General features: G+C 73.9%; 7 protein-coding genes and 1 pseudogene. 4 read left to right on the top strand and 4 right to left on the bottom strand.

Annotated features, from left to right (window positions below; all coding sequences use genetic code 11):
• Window positions 1-12: 12 nt before the first annotated feature.
• The 3 genes and pseudogenes from P8T65_RS41395 to P8T65_RS41385 form a co-directional block, all read right to left on the bottom strand.
• Window positions 13-3,060, bottom strand: coding sequence for a SpoIIE family protein phosphatase (locus P8T65_RS41395; protein WP_316730569.1), 3,048 nt, complete (start codon window positions 3,058-3,060; stop codon window positions 13-15).
• Between the two features lie 124 nt (window positions 3,061-3,184).
• Window positions 3,185-4,108 (bottom strand): cyclase family protein, encoded by a 924-nt coding sequence (locus P8T65_RS41390; protein ID WP_316730568.1) that lies wholly within the window; start codon window positions 4,106-4,108, stop codon window positions 3,185-3,187.
• Between the two features lie 108 nt (window positions 4,109-4,216).
• A pseudogene (locus P8T65_RS41385) lies at window positions 4,217-4,594 on the bottom strand (MarR family winged helix-turn-helix transcriptional regulator); the annotation flags it as partial.
• A 210-nt stretch (window positions 4,595-4,804) separates the two neighbouring features.
• Between P8T65_RS41385 and P8T65_RS41380 the strand changes: the two are divergent.
• Window positions 4,805-7,939, top strand: coding sequence for a beta-N-acetylglucosaminidase domain-containing protein (locus P8T65_RS41380; RefSeq protein ID WP_316730566.1), 3,135 nt, complete (start codon window positions 4,805-4,807; stop codon window positions 7,937-7,939).
• 14 nt (window positions 7,940-7,953) lie between these two features.
• Here P8T65_RS41380 and P8T65_RS41375 read toward each other — a convergent pair whose 3' ends face one another.
• On the bottom strand, window positions 7,954-8,742 hold the full coding sequence (locus P8T65_RS41375) for an SIS domain-containing protein (RefSeq protein WP_316730564.1): 789 nt from the start codon (window positions 8,740-8,742) through the stop codon (window positions 7,954-7,956).
• Between the two features lie 170 nt (window positions 8,743-8,912).
• Here P8T65_RS41375 and P8T65_RS41370 point away from each other — a divergent pair, with 170 nt between their 5' ends.
• The 3 genes from P8T65_RS41370 (at window position 8,913) to P8T65_RS41360 (ending at window position 14,956) form a co-directional block, all read left to right on the top strand.
• A complete protein-coding gene (locus tag P8T65_RS41370; protein ID WP_184896979.1) occupies window positions 8,913-9,797 on the top strand; it encodes a MurR/RpiR family transcriptional regulator in 885 nt (294 codons plus the stop codon).
• Window positions 9,798-9,926: 129 nt separating this feature from the next.
• Window positions 9,927-14,315 (top strand): NEW3 domain-containing protein, encoded by a 4,389-nt coding sequence (locus P8T65_RS41365; RefSeq protein WP_316730561.1) that lies wholly within the window; start codon window positions 9,927-9,929, stop codon window positions 14,313-14,315.
• A complete protein-coding gene (locus P8T65_RS41360; protein ID WP_316730560.1) occupies window positions 14,312-14,956 on the top strand; it encodes a peptidyl-prolyl cis-trans isomerase in 645 nt (214 codons plus the stop codon). The genes P8T65_RS41365 and P8T65_RS41360 overlap by 4 nt, the downstream gene beginning before the upstream one ends.
• Window positions 14,957-14,964: the final 8 nt, after the last annotated feature.

Below are 14,964 nucleotides of genomic sequence, written 5' to 3'. Positions count from 1 at the left end.
GGGCCCCTCGCCTCAGGCGCTGTCGAGCCCGCATTCGGCCCAGATGACCTTGCCCTCCGCCGTGTAGCGCGTGCCCCAGCTCTGCGAGAGCTGGGCGACCAGGAACAGCCCGCGTCCGCCCTCGTCGGTGGTGGCCGCCCGGCGCAGGTGCGGGGCGGTGCTGCTGGTGTCGGCGACCTCGCAGATCAGGGCGCGGTCCCGGAGCAGCCGTACGCGGATGGGCCCGGCACCGTGCCGGATCGCGTTGGTGATCAGCTCGCTGAGCACCAGTTCGGCGGCGAACGCGGCGTCGTCCAGGCCCCAGTCGGCCAGTTGCCGCAGGGCCGCGGCGCGGACCTCGCTGACGCGGGCCGGGTCGGCGGGCAGCTCCCAGGTGGCGACGCGGCGCGGGTCGAAGGCGTGGGTGCGGGCGACGAGCAGGGCGATGTCGTCGCCGGGGTGGGGGGGCGCGACGGTGTCCAGAACCACCCGGCAGGTCTCCTCCGGGGTGCGCTCGGGGTGGGCGAGGGCCGCGCGCAGCTGGTCCAGGACCACGTCGACGTCGCGTTCGCGGTCCTCGATGAGGCCGTCGGTGTAGAGGACGAGGGTGCTGCCCTCGGGCAGATGGACGTCGACGGCTTCGAAGGGCAGACCTCCGAGGCCGAGCGGGGGCCCGGCAGGCAGCTCGGGGAACGTCACGGTGCCGTCGGGACCCACCAGGGCGGGCGGCGGGTGGCCGGCGCGGGCCAGGGTGCACTGCTGCGAGGTCGGGTCGTAGACGGCGTACAGGCAGGTCGCGCCGATGATGCCGCCGCCGTCGGAGACGGGGTCCTCCCGGTCCAGTCGTCCCACGAGGTTGTCCAGGTGGGTGAGGACCTCGTCGGGCGGGAAGTCGAGTTCGGCGAAGCTGCGGGCGGCGGTGCGGACGCGGCCCATCATGGCGGCGGACAGCATGCCGTGGCCGACGACGTCGCCGACGAAGAGGCCGATCCTGGTCCCGGAGAGCGGGATGACGTCGTACCAGTCGCCGCCGACGTCGGACTCGGCGGGCAGATACCGGTGGGCGACCTCCACGGAGTCCCGGTCGGGCAGTCCCTGCGGGAGCAGGCTGCGCTGCAGGGCCAGGACCATGGTGCGTTCGCGGGTGTAGCGCCGGGCGTTGTCGATGGACAGGGCGGCCCGGGTGGCGAGTTCCTGGGCCAGTGAGCGGTCGTCGTCGCCGAAGGGGGCGGGGTCCTGGGCACGGTAGAAGGCGGCGACGCCGAGGACGACACCCCGGGCGACCAGGGGCACCGCGATGAGGGAGTGGACGTGGGCCAGCAGCCGCTCGGTGTGCTCGGGGTCCTGCGCGAGCCAGCCCGCCGCCGTCCTCAGGTCCGGTTCCAGGACGGCCTCGCCGCTGTTCAGACAGCGCAGTTGCGGGACGGTCGGGCCGTAGTCGACCTGTTTGCCGACCGGGCTGAAGGGGAGGTCGTCGCGGATGCCGTGGACCACCGTCCGCCGCAGATCACTGCGTGGGTCGGCGGCCTCCTCGCCCCGCAGCACGGGCTCGGCCAGGTCGATGGTGACGAAGTCGGCGACGCGCGGGACCGCCGTCTCGGCGAGTTCCTGGGCGGTGCGGCGCACGTCCAGCGTGGTGCCGATCCGGGCGCTGGCCTCGGACAGCAGTTCCAGCCGACGGCGCGCGGCCAGGGCGTAGCCACCGACGTGGGGCTCCCCCAGCATCAGCAGACCGCGCTCCGGCGCCGGGGGACCGGAACGGTCGCCCGGCAGGCCGTCGATGGAAGGCGAGGGGACGGAGGTGTGCGGGGCCGCGGGGGTGTGCGGCAGGCCGTCGGCGGCAGGACGAGGGCCCTCCGCGGTGAGCGGGGTGCCGGGGGCGAGGGCTTCTGCGGGGGTGTCGGGGGTGCGGCCCTCGGGTGTGCCGCCGTCGATGCCCGTCGTGGCGGCGCCGGCGGGGGGTGGGACCTCGCGCAGCTGACCGGGGCCCATGACGACGGTGAGTGCGCCGGAGGCCGCGGCGAGCGGGGCGTCGCGGACGCGGAGGACGATCGAGGGGTCGACGGGCGCGAGCGGAGTGAGGGGGCTCGCGGGTCCGGTGGTGAGGCTCGGCACCGGCTCGACCCCGCGTGGGGCGGTGAGGGCCTCCGACGGGGAGGAGACGTGCAGGACTGCCTCGACGGCGATGCCCTCCACCCCGGAGGCGCTGGTCATCGGGCGGCTGACGAGCGTGACACGGCGGCCGTCCGTGAGGGAGACCTCGACGGCCGCCCGCTGGGCGCGCGAGATCAGCTCGGCGGCCTTCTTCAGGAGGGCCGCCCGGTCGACGGGGCGCAGCCCGAGGGCCAGTTCGTCGACACCGACGACGCGGTGCGGGCCCGCGTCGGCCTCGACCCCCGCGTCCAGATACGCCCGCAGCAGGGAGCGTTCACGTGCGGAGCTCTGCCCGAGGAGCCGCCGCTCGATGGCGGCGGCCGCCTTGCGGATCACGGTGGTGAGCGCCGGGTTCTCGAAGTCGCGCGGATATCCGAAGCACAGGACGCCCTCGATCCGGCCGCTGAGCGGGTCGCGCACGGGAAGCGCGCGGCAGGCGCTGCCCTGGGAGCGATCGGCGAAGTGCTCGGCGCCGTAGACCCGGATGAGCCGCCGTTCCGCGAGGGCCAGCCCGATGCCGTTGGTGCCGGCGAACCGCTCGGCGAACACGAACCCCGGCACGGTCTGGATGTCCGGGAGCCCTCGGGCCAGCGACGCCTCGCCGAAGCGGCGTAGCAGCACCGTGCCGTCCGCGTCGGCGACGGAGATGTTCATGGCGCTGCCGGCGAACGTGGACTCCAGCCGGTCGAGGACCGGTGCGGCGGCACGGGCGACCGGGTCCTCGCGGTCGAAGTCGTCGCGGAAGGGGAGGTCGGAGCGTTCCGGGGAGAGCCCCAGGGACCGGCAGCGCCGCCAGGAGTCGAGGATCGTGGCGCGCACACCCGACTCCAGCGGCTCCCCCTGCAGAAACCGCTCACGGAAAAGGGTGGGGCCCGTGCCGTCTGTCGCACGCCCTGTGGGTATCGGCTCGCCGTCGGACCGCACCACGCTGGCCTCACTCGCGCCCTGGACAATCCGCTTATCGGAAATATCTGGCATTGACGAGGATACGGGCATCAGCAACACGAGTCACGGCTCACCGACCTCGTCACGCTCGGTGACCGGGCCGGCGTCACAGGACGGCGACCGGGTTGACCGGGGAACCCGTGCCGCCCGGGACGTTCAGCGGGGCCACGACGAGCAGGAACTCGTACCGTCCCGCCTCGGCGGTCGCGGCGGCGAGCGCCTCCAGGTCAAGGTTGTCCAGCAGCGGCACCCCCATCGCGGCCACCGCCAGGGCGTGCACCGGCGAGTGCACGTCCGCCACGGGCGACGGCCTGACGTCGCTGTCCCCGTCCCCGCCGAGCAGCGCGATGCCCCGTTCGGCCAGCAGGGGTACGGCGTCCACATGGAACCCCGCGCTCGCCGCACCGGGGTCCCAGGCGCCGAGCTCCGCGCGGCGGCGTACGTGCCCGGAGCGCAGCAGCACCGCGTCCCCCTCGCCGATCGTCACGCCGAGCGCCTCCTCGGCGGCAAGGACGTCCCGGGCGCGCACCGCGTGCCCCGGCTCCAGCCAGGGGACGCCGAGCACGGCGGGGAGGTCCAGGAGGATCCCTCTCGTGACGAGGGGGCCGAGCGCCGCCACCGCGCCGAAGCGGGCGCCCGCGGCGTCGACGTTCTCGCGGGCCGGCCTGCCGTCGTAGAGGAGTCCCGCGTAGGCGATGTGGCTCAGGGCGTCGAGATGGGTGACCGCCTTGCCGTGGTAGTCGGCGGCGATGAAGTCCTTGTGGGTCGTGGGCTCCGGGCCCTCCACGTCGCCGAGGTCGGTCATGTGGTGCAGGGCGGGCTTGAGGTTGTCCGGACCCGACCGGGTGTTCCAGGGCAGTGCCATCGGGACGACCACGCCGGACCGCACTCCCGCCACGGCCCGCCGCACATGGTCCTCGGTCACCCGGTTCCACGCGCCACGATCGGCCGGGTCCCAGCGACCCCAGGTACGGACCGCCGCGAAGAGTGCGTCGAACTCCTCACGGGAGACGGCGGGATGCGCGCTCATACGTCCACGTCCTCACGGTTCGGGGCGACACCGGACAGGGAGGGCGAGGACACGGCGCCCCGAAAGCACCTTATGGCCGTTTCGCGCGCCGCGTCGGCTTCCTCCGCCCACCCCGGAGTCCACCCGGCCGAGCGGGTACGGCTCGGCGTCGTCCGTCGCCGGGGCCACGGGCTCCCCGCCCGCCGCGTCGAACGCGGTCAACGCGTCGACCAGCGCCGTCCGTTGCCTCGGGGCGAGGCGCTCGACGACCGTGGCGAGTTCGATGCGCCGTCGGGCCGTGACCTCCTCGACGGCGCGCCGGCCCTCGTCGGTGAGCCGGAGCAGGGTCTCGCGGCGGTTGTCGGGGTTGGTCTGCCGGTCGGCGAGCCCGGCGGCGATCAGCCGGTCGACCATGCGCATCGCGGTGGACGGGGCGACCTGGAGCTGATCGGCGAGGACGACGAGCTTCGTGGCGCCCCGCACCGACAGCACCACCAGCATCCGGAACACTCCACGCCGTGCCCTGCGGTCCGTCGGCGGATCCACACAGGTTCTCGCCCCTCATGCCCGAGGCGGCGCGGTCGAGCCGGCGTGCTGGGCCACGGGTACGCCCAGAATTCGCGCCTTCCATCCGGACACCCAGCGCCCGCGCCCTGTCGACGTTCTCCTCGCCGCGGCACCCTTGAATGCTTGATTCAGCAGCCCTAGCCTCTTTCGATGGCTTCAATCACCTCTTTCCTCCCACGCCCCCGGCGTCTCCTCTGGGCGCTGTTGCTGGCCCTGAGTCTGAGCCTCCCGTCGTTCCCGGCGGACGCCGCCCCACCGTCCGCACCGTCCACGCCGTCCGCACCGTCTTCCGCGAAGCGCCCGTCGGTGCCCGAGGTGTGGCCGACGCCCCGTCACATCGAGTACGACGGACGTCGACTCGCCGTTCCCGACCGGGTGGTGGCGGTGGTCGGGCCCCGCACCGACCCCTCCGCGCGGCGGATCGTCGAGACCGCGCTGCGGGCCGCCGGAGCCGACCGGATCGTCACCGTGCCGGCCGGGCAACGTCCGCCCGCCGCAGGGCTCACCGTGTACGTCGGCGGGCCCGACGAGAACCCGGCGACCGCGGGCGCGCTGCGGCGGCTCGGCGTCGGATCCCCGGCCGGGCTGCCCGCCGAGGGATACGTCCTGGCCTCCGGACGCGGCTCCGGCCGTACCCTGCTCGCCCTCTCCGGCGTCGACACCACCGGCACGTACTACGCCGCCCAGACCCTCCGCCAACTTCTCACCGGCCGGCACCTGCCCGAGGTGACCGTCCGGGACTGGCCCACGGCCGCACTGCGCGGTGTCGTCGAGGGTTTCTACGGCACCCCCTGGTCCCACGCCGAACGGCTGAGCCAACTCGACTTCTACGGCCGCACCAAGCAGAACGTGTACGTCTACTCCCCCAAGGACGACCCGTATCTGCGGGAGCGGTGGCGCGACGAGTACCCGGCCGACCGACTCGCCCAGGTGCGCGAACTCGTCGATCGGGCCGCCGCCAACCACGTCCGCTTCACCTACGCCCTCTCGCCCGGTCTGTCGGTCTGCTACTCCTCGGACGGTGACATCACCGCCCTGGTCCGCAAGTTCGCCTCGCTGTACGACATCGGGGTGCGGTCCTTCGCGATCCCGCTGGACGACATCAGCTACACCAAGTGGAACTGCGCGGCGGACGAGGAGCGCTTCGGCAGCGGGGGCGGCGCCGCCGGCGAGGCTCAGGCGCATCTGCTGAACCGGGTGTGGGAGGAGTTCTCCGCCGGGCGCACCGGGCTCGACCCGCTGGAGATGGTCCCCACCGAGTACTCGGACCTAGCGGACACCCCGTACAAGAAGGCACTGCGCGAGCGGTTGGACGCGGACGTGGTCGTGGAGTGGACCGGTGTCGGGGTGATCGCGCCGACGATCACCGCCGCGCAGCTGCGGCAGGCCCGTGCGGTCTACGGCCATCCGATCCTGGTCTGGGACAACTACCCGGTCAACGACTACGTCACCAGCCGCCTCCTGCTCGGCCCCTACACGGGCCGGGAGGCCGGGGTGGCGGGTGAGTCCGTCGGTGTCACCGCCAACCCGATGGTGCAGGCGGAGGCGAGCAAGCTCGCGCTGTTCACGTCGGCGGCCTATCTGTGGAACGCGGAGGCGTACGACCCCCGGGCCGCCTTCCTCGCCTCCGTGCGGGACCTGGCGGGGCCGGGCGCGGCGCCATGGCTGCGGATCTTCGCCGAGAACAGCTACTCCTCCCAGCTCGACGCCACCGAGGCCCCCACACTGGCCGAACTGCTCGCCGCGTTCCAGAAGGCGTACGAGGAGGGCAGTGGCCTCGACGAGGCGGCGGCCGCGCTGCGGTCGTACTTCACGGACATGGCCGCCACGCCCGCGAAGCTGCGCGCACGTCTCGCCAACCCCGGCTTCCTGAGGGAGACTTCGCCCTGGCTGGACAAGCTCGGCTCCTACGGCACCGCCGGACTGACGGCCGTGGACCTGTTGCTGGCCGGTGAGCGGGGTGACGCGGACGCGGTGTCGAGGTACTGGAACCGGCTGCGGAGCGAGCGCAAGGCGCTGGACGCGATACCGCAGCAGGTGTCGCCGGGGGTGATGGACCAGTTCCTGTACCAGGCGATGCTCCGGCACGCGCCGGACCCCGGCGTCGACGCCTCCTTCGCGCCGGGCTCGCTCTCCTTGAAACCGGGGGCCTCCGGGTCGGTGGCCCTCCGTTTCTCCTCCGCGGCCGAGGCACGGACGGTGACCTGGAAACTCGACGTACCGGGCGGGGTGACCGCCTCGCCCGCCGAGGGGACCGTCACCGTCCCGGCCGGGGGCGGTGCCTCGGCCGAGGTCACCCTCACCGGGGTCACCGAGGGCGTGCACTCCGTCGTGGTGTCCGGCTCGGGCGTCCTCGACCGGGCGATCCCGGTCCGGGTCACCGACGGGGGCGGGGCATCGAGAGCACTGACAGCCAACTTCAGCGGGGCCACGGTGAGTTCCATCGACCTCTCGTCCGGGAGGAGCACGGACATCGCCGTGGGCGCGAACCCCGGTGAGGTGGTCGTGAGCGCCGACGGCCGGACCGCCTACGCCGCGAACCAGGGCTCGAACTCGGTAAGCGTCATCGACGTGGCGCGCGGCGAGGTCACCGCCACCGTGCGAGTGGGGCGGGTTCCCGCCGGGCTCGCGCTGACGCCGGACGGCGGCACCCTGTGGGTCGCCAACTACACCGACGGCACGGTGCAGCCGGTGGACACGGGCACGCTCCGGGCGGGCGCGACCGTCACGGTCGGGTCGGGACCGGAGAACATGGCGATCACCCCGGACGGACGGACGCTGTACGTGGCGAACATCCACGACAACACGGTCTCGCCGGTCGACCTGGGCACCGGGAGGGCCGGGGCGGCGATCCCGGTCGGCCCCCGCCCCTTCAACGTCGTGGCCGCGCCGGACGGGAAGACGGTGTACGTGTCCAACTCCGGTGGGTCGACGGTCACTCCGATCGACACCGCGAGCAACGACACCGAGCCGACGCTGCTCGTCTCCGGTCAGGCGTACGGGCTCGGGCTGTCACCGGACGGCCGGACGCTGTGGGTGAGCCCCAGCACCGGGGACCACGTCACACCGGTCGACACCGTGACGGGCGCGCCCGGCAGGAGGATCACCGTCGGGAGGTCCGCGTTCGACGTCGGCCTGGACTGGGACGGCGGCACGGCCTACGTCACCACGGCCGACGGGAACAGGCTGGTGCCGGTCGACACCGCGACCGGCACCGCGGGGGCGCCGCTGACGACCGGCGCCTATCCACTGGCGGTCGCGCTGACGCCCGTGCCGGTGCCCTAGGCGTCCGCGAGTGATCAGCTGGCGGTGCGCCGGATGCGGCCGGCGTACCGCTGCTCCAGTCCCAGGTTGCTCTCGAAGCCGCCGGGCACGTTGGCGGAGACGTAGACCGGGGGGTGGTCGCCGGAGGCGAGGAGCTGGGCGGCGGCCTCGGCGACGGTCATCTGGACGAGCATGACGCCGGTGAGGGTGGAGAGGGCGCAGATCGCACCGCCTCCCGGGAGTTCCAGCAGGGCGTCGCCGCGCGGGGCCGCGTTGTCGAGGACGACGTCGGCGAGGTCGGCGAGCTTCTTGCCGCTGGGGTGGGTGGCGGGCACGGAGTGGGTGTGGGCGAGGGAGGTGAGGGCGAGCAGGCGGTGTCCGCGCTCCTTGGCGTGCAGGGCCATCTCGACGATGACGTTGTTGACGCCGGAGTTGGAGATGACGACGAAGAGGTCCTGCGGCCGGGGGGCCGCCAGTTCGTAGAGGCGGACCGCTATGCCGGGCTCGCGTTCGAGCAGCGGATCGTCGAGGCCGCTGGGGTGGTCGCCGCCGAAGAGCACGAGGTCGGCCATCTGGATCCGGTTGGTGGGCACGAAGCCGCCGGCGCGGCCGGCGAGTTCGAGGACCATGGCCTGGGAGTGGCCGGTGCCGAAGGCCTGGACGACGCCGTCCTCGCGGACGCAGTCGGCGATCAGCGTGGCGGCGGCGCCCACGTCGGCGCGCGCGGACTCGGTGAGACGGTGCAGGACGGCCAGGCCCTCGCGCGCGAAGCGGTCGGCGCTCACCGGCTCGGTCACGGACTCGTTGGCGGACTCGACGGACACCTGAGACTCCCCACTGGTGGATTGAACCACCCCTTACACACCTATCAATGAATCACTGAATCACAGGCGCGGCATCCGGGGCAATGGCGCAGTTCACCCCCGAGTGCGGCCGCGAAGACCGGTCCTGGTATTCAGCCGATGCGCCAACGGGTGGCTGATACCTTCTCTGCATGCCCTCGACCGATGTCACCGCCCTGATCCGCACCGAGCTGCCCCGGCTGGCCGGCTCCCTGCGGAAGGTCGGCGAGCTGATCCTGGAGGATCCGGCCGCCGTCACCCACTGCTCGGCCGCGGAGCTGGGCCGGCGCACCGGCACCTCCCAGGCCACCGTGACCCGGTTCTGCCGGGCCATCGGCCTCGACTCCTATCAGCACCTGCTGATCGAGCTGGCCCAGGAGCGGGGCCGGGGCGAGTCCTCGGAGTGGGGTAGCGCCGAGATCGGCCCGGACATCTCCCCCGACGACAGCCTGGAGCGGGTCGTCCAGGTCGTCGGCACCGCCGATCTGCGGGCGATCCAGCAGACCATCGACCGGATCGACCTGGACTCCGTCGAGCGGGCTGCGCAGGCCGTGGCCCGCGCGCGGCGCACGGACGTGTACGGCGTCGGCGGCAGCGGCGCGGTCGCGCAGGAGACGGAGACCCGGCTGTTCCGCATCGGCTGCGCGGTGCGCGGCTGGACCGAGGTGCACGCGGCGACCACGTCGGCCGCCCTGCTGACCCCGGCGGACGTCGCGATCGGCATCTCCCACTCCGGCGCCACCCGGGAGGTGATCGAGCCGTTCGAGCTGGCCAGGGAGCGCGGCGCCACCACCATCGCCCTGACCGCCGATCCCCGCTCGCCGCTGGCCCGCGCCGCCGACATCCGGCTGATCGCGTCGTCGTCGGAGACCAGCTTCCGCACCGGCAGCATCGGCGCCCGTCACTCCGTGCTGATGCTCATCGACTGCCTCTACGTCCGCGTCGGCCAGCTCTCCTACCAGCGGGCGAGCGCCTCCCTGGCGCTGACCGACCACATCGCGGGCGCACACGCGGTGAAGTCCCGGCGCAGCCGCTGACCGGAGCACGGCGCGGCCGGGGCGGCGAGCGATTTTGCCTGGTTGAATCAACCAATATTCCGATGCATGGTTGATTGAACCACCCCTCGCTGCCAGGATGGGGCTCCCCCGAGCACTCGTAGGAGCCCCATGCGCGTCATCTCTGTCGAGTCGACCGAGCTCTTCGTCGGGACGGAGGACCAGCCGCAGCAGGTGGTCGCCGTGGACGTCGAGCACGACGCGGGCCGGCCGGTCCGGCTGAGCGTGGAAGGCCCCGGTGTCCGCACGGTCGGGCAGGCCGTCGTCACCGTCGGCGAGGACGGCACCGTACGCGCCGAGATACCCGTGGTCACGGACGGTCTCGCCCCCGGCGACCACCGGGAGATCACCGTCACGGCCGTCGACGGGGAGCTGGTGGCCCGGCGAACCGCCGGATTCACCGTCGCCGAGCCCGGCTGGACCATGTTCATGGTCAGCCACTTCCACTACGACCCCGTCTGGTGGAACACCCAGGCCGCCTACACCGAGACCTGGGACGTCGCCGACGACCCGGCCGTCACCGGCCTGCCCGCGCGGACCTTCGACTCGCGCGGCCAGTCCGGCATGAGTCTCGTCCGCGCCCACTGCGATCTGGCCCGGCGCGATCCGGCGTACACCTTCGTGCTCGCCGAGGTCGACTACCTCAAGCCGTACTGGGACGCGTTCCCCGAGGAGCGGGCCTTCCTGCGGCAGCTGATCCGCGCCGGCCGCGTCGAGATCATGGGCGGCACCTACAACGAGCCCAACACCAACCTCACCGGCGCCGAGGCGACCGTGCGCAACGCGCTGTACGGCGACGGCTTCCAGCGCGGGATCATGGGGGCCTCGCCGGAGACCGCCTGGCAGCTGGACGCCTTCGGGCACGACCCGCAGTTCCCGGGGCTGATGGCGGACGCGGGGGTCACGTCGAGTTCCTGGGCGCGCGGCCCCTTCCACCAGTGGGGGCCGACCCTGTCGGTCTTCGGGGAGGAGCCGCGCGATCCGCGGCGGATGCAGTTCCCGGCGGAGTTCAGCTGGATCGCTCCCTCCGGACGCGGCCTGCTGACCGCGTACATGGTCAACCACTACGGCGCCGGCTGGGCCATCGACAACGCGCCGACGCTCCCCGAGGCCGAGGCCGCCGCGCTCAAGCTCTTCCGGGGCCTGAAGAAGGTCGCGCTCACCCGGAACGTGCTGCTGCCGGTCGGCGGCGACTACGCGCCGCCCTGCCGCTGGGTGATGGGCATCCACCGGGACTGGAACGAGCGGTACGTCTGGCCCCGGTTCGTCAGCGGCGTCCCCCGGGACTTCTTCGCCGCCGTCCGCGCCGAGCTGGAGCGGGAGGGGCGCGCGGCCTCCCCGCAGACCCGGGACATGAACCCGGTCTACACCGGCAAGGACGTCTCCTACATCGACACCAAGCAGGCCCAGCGGTACGGCGAGGCGCTCCTCGCCGACGCCGAGGCCTGGGCGACCCTCGCCTCCCTCACCACCGGGCACCCCTACCCGGACGCGGCCCTCGACAAGGCGTGGCGGCAGTTGATCTACGGCGCCCACCACGACGCCATCACCGGCTCCGAGTCGGACCAGGTGTACATCGATCTGCTCACCGGCTGGCGGGAGTTGTACGACCTGGCGCGGGAGGTGCACGCCGACGCCACCCAGGCGCTCGCCGACCGGGTCGCGCCGCTGCCGGGCGACGGGGCGGACCTGATCGTCCTCAACTCCGCGACCTGGCGGCGCAGGGACGTGCTGACCGTCGCCGACCCGGGCCGGATCCCGCTGGACCACACCGGCCTGCCGCTGCCCGCCGTGTCCGAGGACGGCGAACTGAGCGTCGTCGTGACGGACGTGCCCGGCATGGGCCTCAAGGCGCTCTCGCTGGCGGACGGTTCGGTGCCCGGCTGGACGCCCGGCGACGGGACGACGATCCGCAATGAGTTCTACGAGGTGACCGTCGACCCCGCGCGGGGCGGCGGCGTCAGCAGTCTGCGCGCGCTCGCCGGAGCCGGGGGCGGCCGGGAGCTGCTGCGGCCCGGAGACATCGGCAACGAGCTGGTGGTGCAGGAGGAGTACCCGAGGCACCCGCGCTTCGGCGAGGGCCCCTGGCACCTCACCCCGACCGGCACCACAGCCGCCCGGAGCCGGGACGTGACCGCTGACATCGATGTCGAGCACTCGCCCGCCGGCTCCCGCATCACCGTCCGCGCCGACCTGGGCCTCTTCCGGTACACCCAGCGGCTCACCCTCTGGGCGGGCGTCGACCGGCTGGACGTGACGACGACCGTCGACGGCTACGACGGTGCCGACCGGCTGATCCGTGTGCGCTGGCCCTCGGACGTGCGCGGCGGGCTGCCGGTGCACGAGGTCGCGGACGCGGTCGTCGGACGCGGCTTCGGGTTCGTCGAGGTGGACAGCGAGCGGTTCCCGTGGACGCTCGACAACCCGGCCAACACCTGGTTCGGGCTCGGCTCCACGGCCCGCGTCGCCGTCCACGACGACACCGGCGCCCTGCTCGGCCACCGGTCCATCGGCGTCGCCGAACTGGTCTTCGGCGACTGGGACGCCGCCGGTGAACTGGGCACGCCGCTCGCCGCGGCCCTGGTCCGCACCGGTGTCACGGCCACCTCGACGATCGCGGGCGGCCCCCGCTACGGCGATCTGGAGGTCGACTCCAACCTGCCGGACATCCGGATCGCCGTCGGCGGCCCCGAGCGCAACGCCCTGGTCGCCGAGGTCCTCGGCTGGGACCCGGCGGCGGCCCGCGAACTGCGCCGCCGACTCGCCGAGGACGGTCTGGCGGCGGTGTGGGTGGCGCCCCGCGCCTCCCTGCGCGAGGAGTGGGTGCCCGGCGCCGACCTGCGGGACCTGGAACGGCTGCCGCTGCTCGTGGTGGCGGGCGCCCGCCCCGAGGACGACGCGAAGGCCGTGGACGCGCTGATCGCCGACCTCGACGACGCGACCGTACGGGCCGTCGCGGCCGGGGGCGGCGAGGCGCTGCCGCCGGGCGACGCGTGGGACGGGCGGGGCTTCGCGATCCTGAACCGGGGCACCCCGGGCTGTGTCGTCACCTCCTCCGGCGACCTCCACATGTCACTGATGCGCTCCTGCACCGGCTGGCCCTCCGGCATCTGGGTCGACCCGCCCCGCCGCACCACGCCCGACGGCTCCGGCTTCCAGCTCCAGCGCTGGTCGCACACCTTCGCGTACGCGGTCGTCGCGGGCGAGGGCGACTGGCGCGACCTTGGCTGGCCGCGCGCGGGCCACGCCTTCAACCATCCGCTCACGGGGCGGTTGCGCACGCCCGAGCATCCGCTCACGGCACGGCTGCGGGAGCCTGCCCAGGCGGCGGCCGGTCTGCCGAGGACCGTGACCCTGCTGGCGCTGGAGCCCGAGGGCCGGGTCGTCCTGGACGCGTTGAAGCCGGCCGGGTCGCCGCTGGCCCGGGGCGGCACCACGCCCGTGGACCCGGCGCGCGAGGTCGTCGTACGGGCGCACGAGGTGGACGGGCGGCCGGTGCGGGCACGGGTGACAGGGCCTGCGGCGTGGGCCGCAGGCCGACGGGCGGACGTCCTGGAGCGGCCCGGTGAGGCGCTGGCCCCTGGCGCGGACGGGGCGTTGGAGCTGGACCTCACCGGGTTCCAGGTGGCCACCGTGCTGGCCTCGCCGGTGGCCGCCGCGCCGCCCGTACGGGCCTGCGGGACCACCTCCGGCGCCCCCGGCGACGGAAGCCCCACCGAGCAGCTCTCGCCCTCCTGCGCGCTCCCCGGCGAAGGTGCCGGTGTCGCCGCGCACGAGCCCGCCCAGCCCGTGCACACCCGCTACTGGCTGCACAACTCCGGTCCGGCGCCCCGGGGCAACATGCCCGTGGCCGTCTACCTCTCGCCGGCCGCGCTGACCGCCGACGGCCCGGTGACGGCGACGGTGCGGATCTCCTCCGAGCTCACCGACGCGCCGGTCTCGGGCACGGTCGCCCTGGAGGTGCCGCCCGGCTGGAGCGCCGAGCCCGCCGAACTGCCGTACGCCCTCGGCACGGGCGGCTTCTCGCTCACCGAGGTCACCGTGACACCCCCGCCGGGGGCGGTGCCCGGCCGTTACGCGCTGGCCGCGCGGCTCACCCACGGCGGGCAGACGTTCGAGGACGTGGTCGCCCTGGACGTGCCCGGCGCGGCGGTCCGGGGCGAGCCGGACGGGCGGACCGGGCCGAGTCTGGTGATGGATCTGGGCGTCGACCGGGTCGAGGTGCGCCGGGGCGAGCGGGCGCGCATGCCGGTGCGCCTGCGGAACACCACCCGGGGGCCGGTGGGCGGAGCGCTCTGGGCGGTGTCCTCGTGGGGGACGTGGGCCGGCGTGGCACCGGGCCTCCAGGGCTTCGCCCTGGCCCCCGGGGAGAGCACGGAGTACGCGATCGAGATCGACGGCTCGGCGGTGCCCGTGGGGTCGTACTGGCTGATGGCGAAGGCCGGTTGGCACGGCTGCGTGGCCTACTCGGAAGCGGTCGCCCTGGAGGTGGGGCCGTGAACGGACGGACGGCGGACAGCGTGCCCGCCGCGCTCGTCGGTGGTGTGCCGGTCGCCCGGGAGCGGGTGGACGTCGTACTGGCGATGGTGCCCGCGCGGGACCGGGAGGTCCGGCCGGAGGGGCAGGCGCGGGCGGAGCGACAGCGGCGGCGGTGGGCCACGCAGGTGGTCGTCGCCGACGAGCTGGCCCGGCGGGCGTGCGCCGCGCGCGGGCTCGCGCCACCGCCCCGCGAGGCACCGGCCCGCCCGCCGGCGGTGTCCGGCACCGAGGTCGCCGACCTGGGCAGCATCATCGCGGTGACGCTCGCCCACTCCCCCGCCGCGCGCACCCTGCTGGCGGCGCTGGAGGCCGAGCAGAGGGTGCCGGAGGAGGCCGTACGGGAGTACTACGACCGCAATCCGGACCGCTTCCTCACCCCGGAGGCGCTGCGGCGTGGCGTCGACCCGTACGGCGGGGCGGAGCCGGGCGACTTCCTGCCGTACGACGCGGTCCATGACGTCGTCGTACGGGAGTTGCGGCGGGCCCTGGGCCGACAGGCCTTCTTCGACTGGCTGGACCGGGCGCGGGCCGACGTGGAGTACATGCCGGGGCACGAGCACCCGGGCGACCCCTCGCACCCCGACCACGAGCACCGGCACTGAACACATCC

The organism is Streptomyces sp. 11x1 (genome assembly GCF_032598905.1).
Lineage (GTDB): Bacteria > Actinomycetota > Actinomycetes > Streptomycetales > Streptomycetaceae > Streptomyces.
The sequence above is the reverse complement of the archived record's forward strand: the minus strand, read 5'-3'. Positions and strand labels throughout refer to the sequence as shown.

Bases quoted from the DNA above. Each gene is read 5' to 3' on its own strand.
- P8T65_RS41365 (WP_316730561.1), top strand. From the start codon at position 9,927: ATGCGCGTCATCTCTGTCGAGTCGACCGAGCTCTTCGTCGGGACGGAG.
- P8T65_RS41370 (WP_184896979.1), top strand. From the start codon at position 8,913: ATGCCCTCGACCGATGTCACCGCCCTGATCCGCACCGAGCTGCCCCGG.
- P8T65_RS41390 (WP_316730568.1), bottom strand. From the start codon at position 4,108: ATGAGCGCGCATCCCGCCGTCTCCCGTGAGGAGTTCGACGCACTCTTC.
- P8T65_RS41380 (WP_316730566.1), top strand. From the start codon at position 4,805: ATGGCTTCAATCACCTCTTTCCTCCCACGCCCCCGGCGTCTCCTCTGG.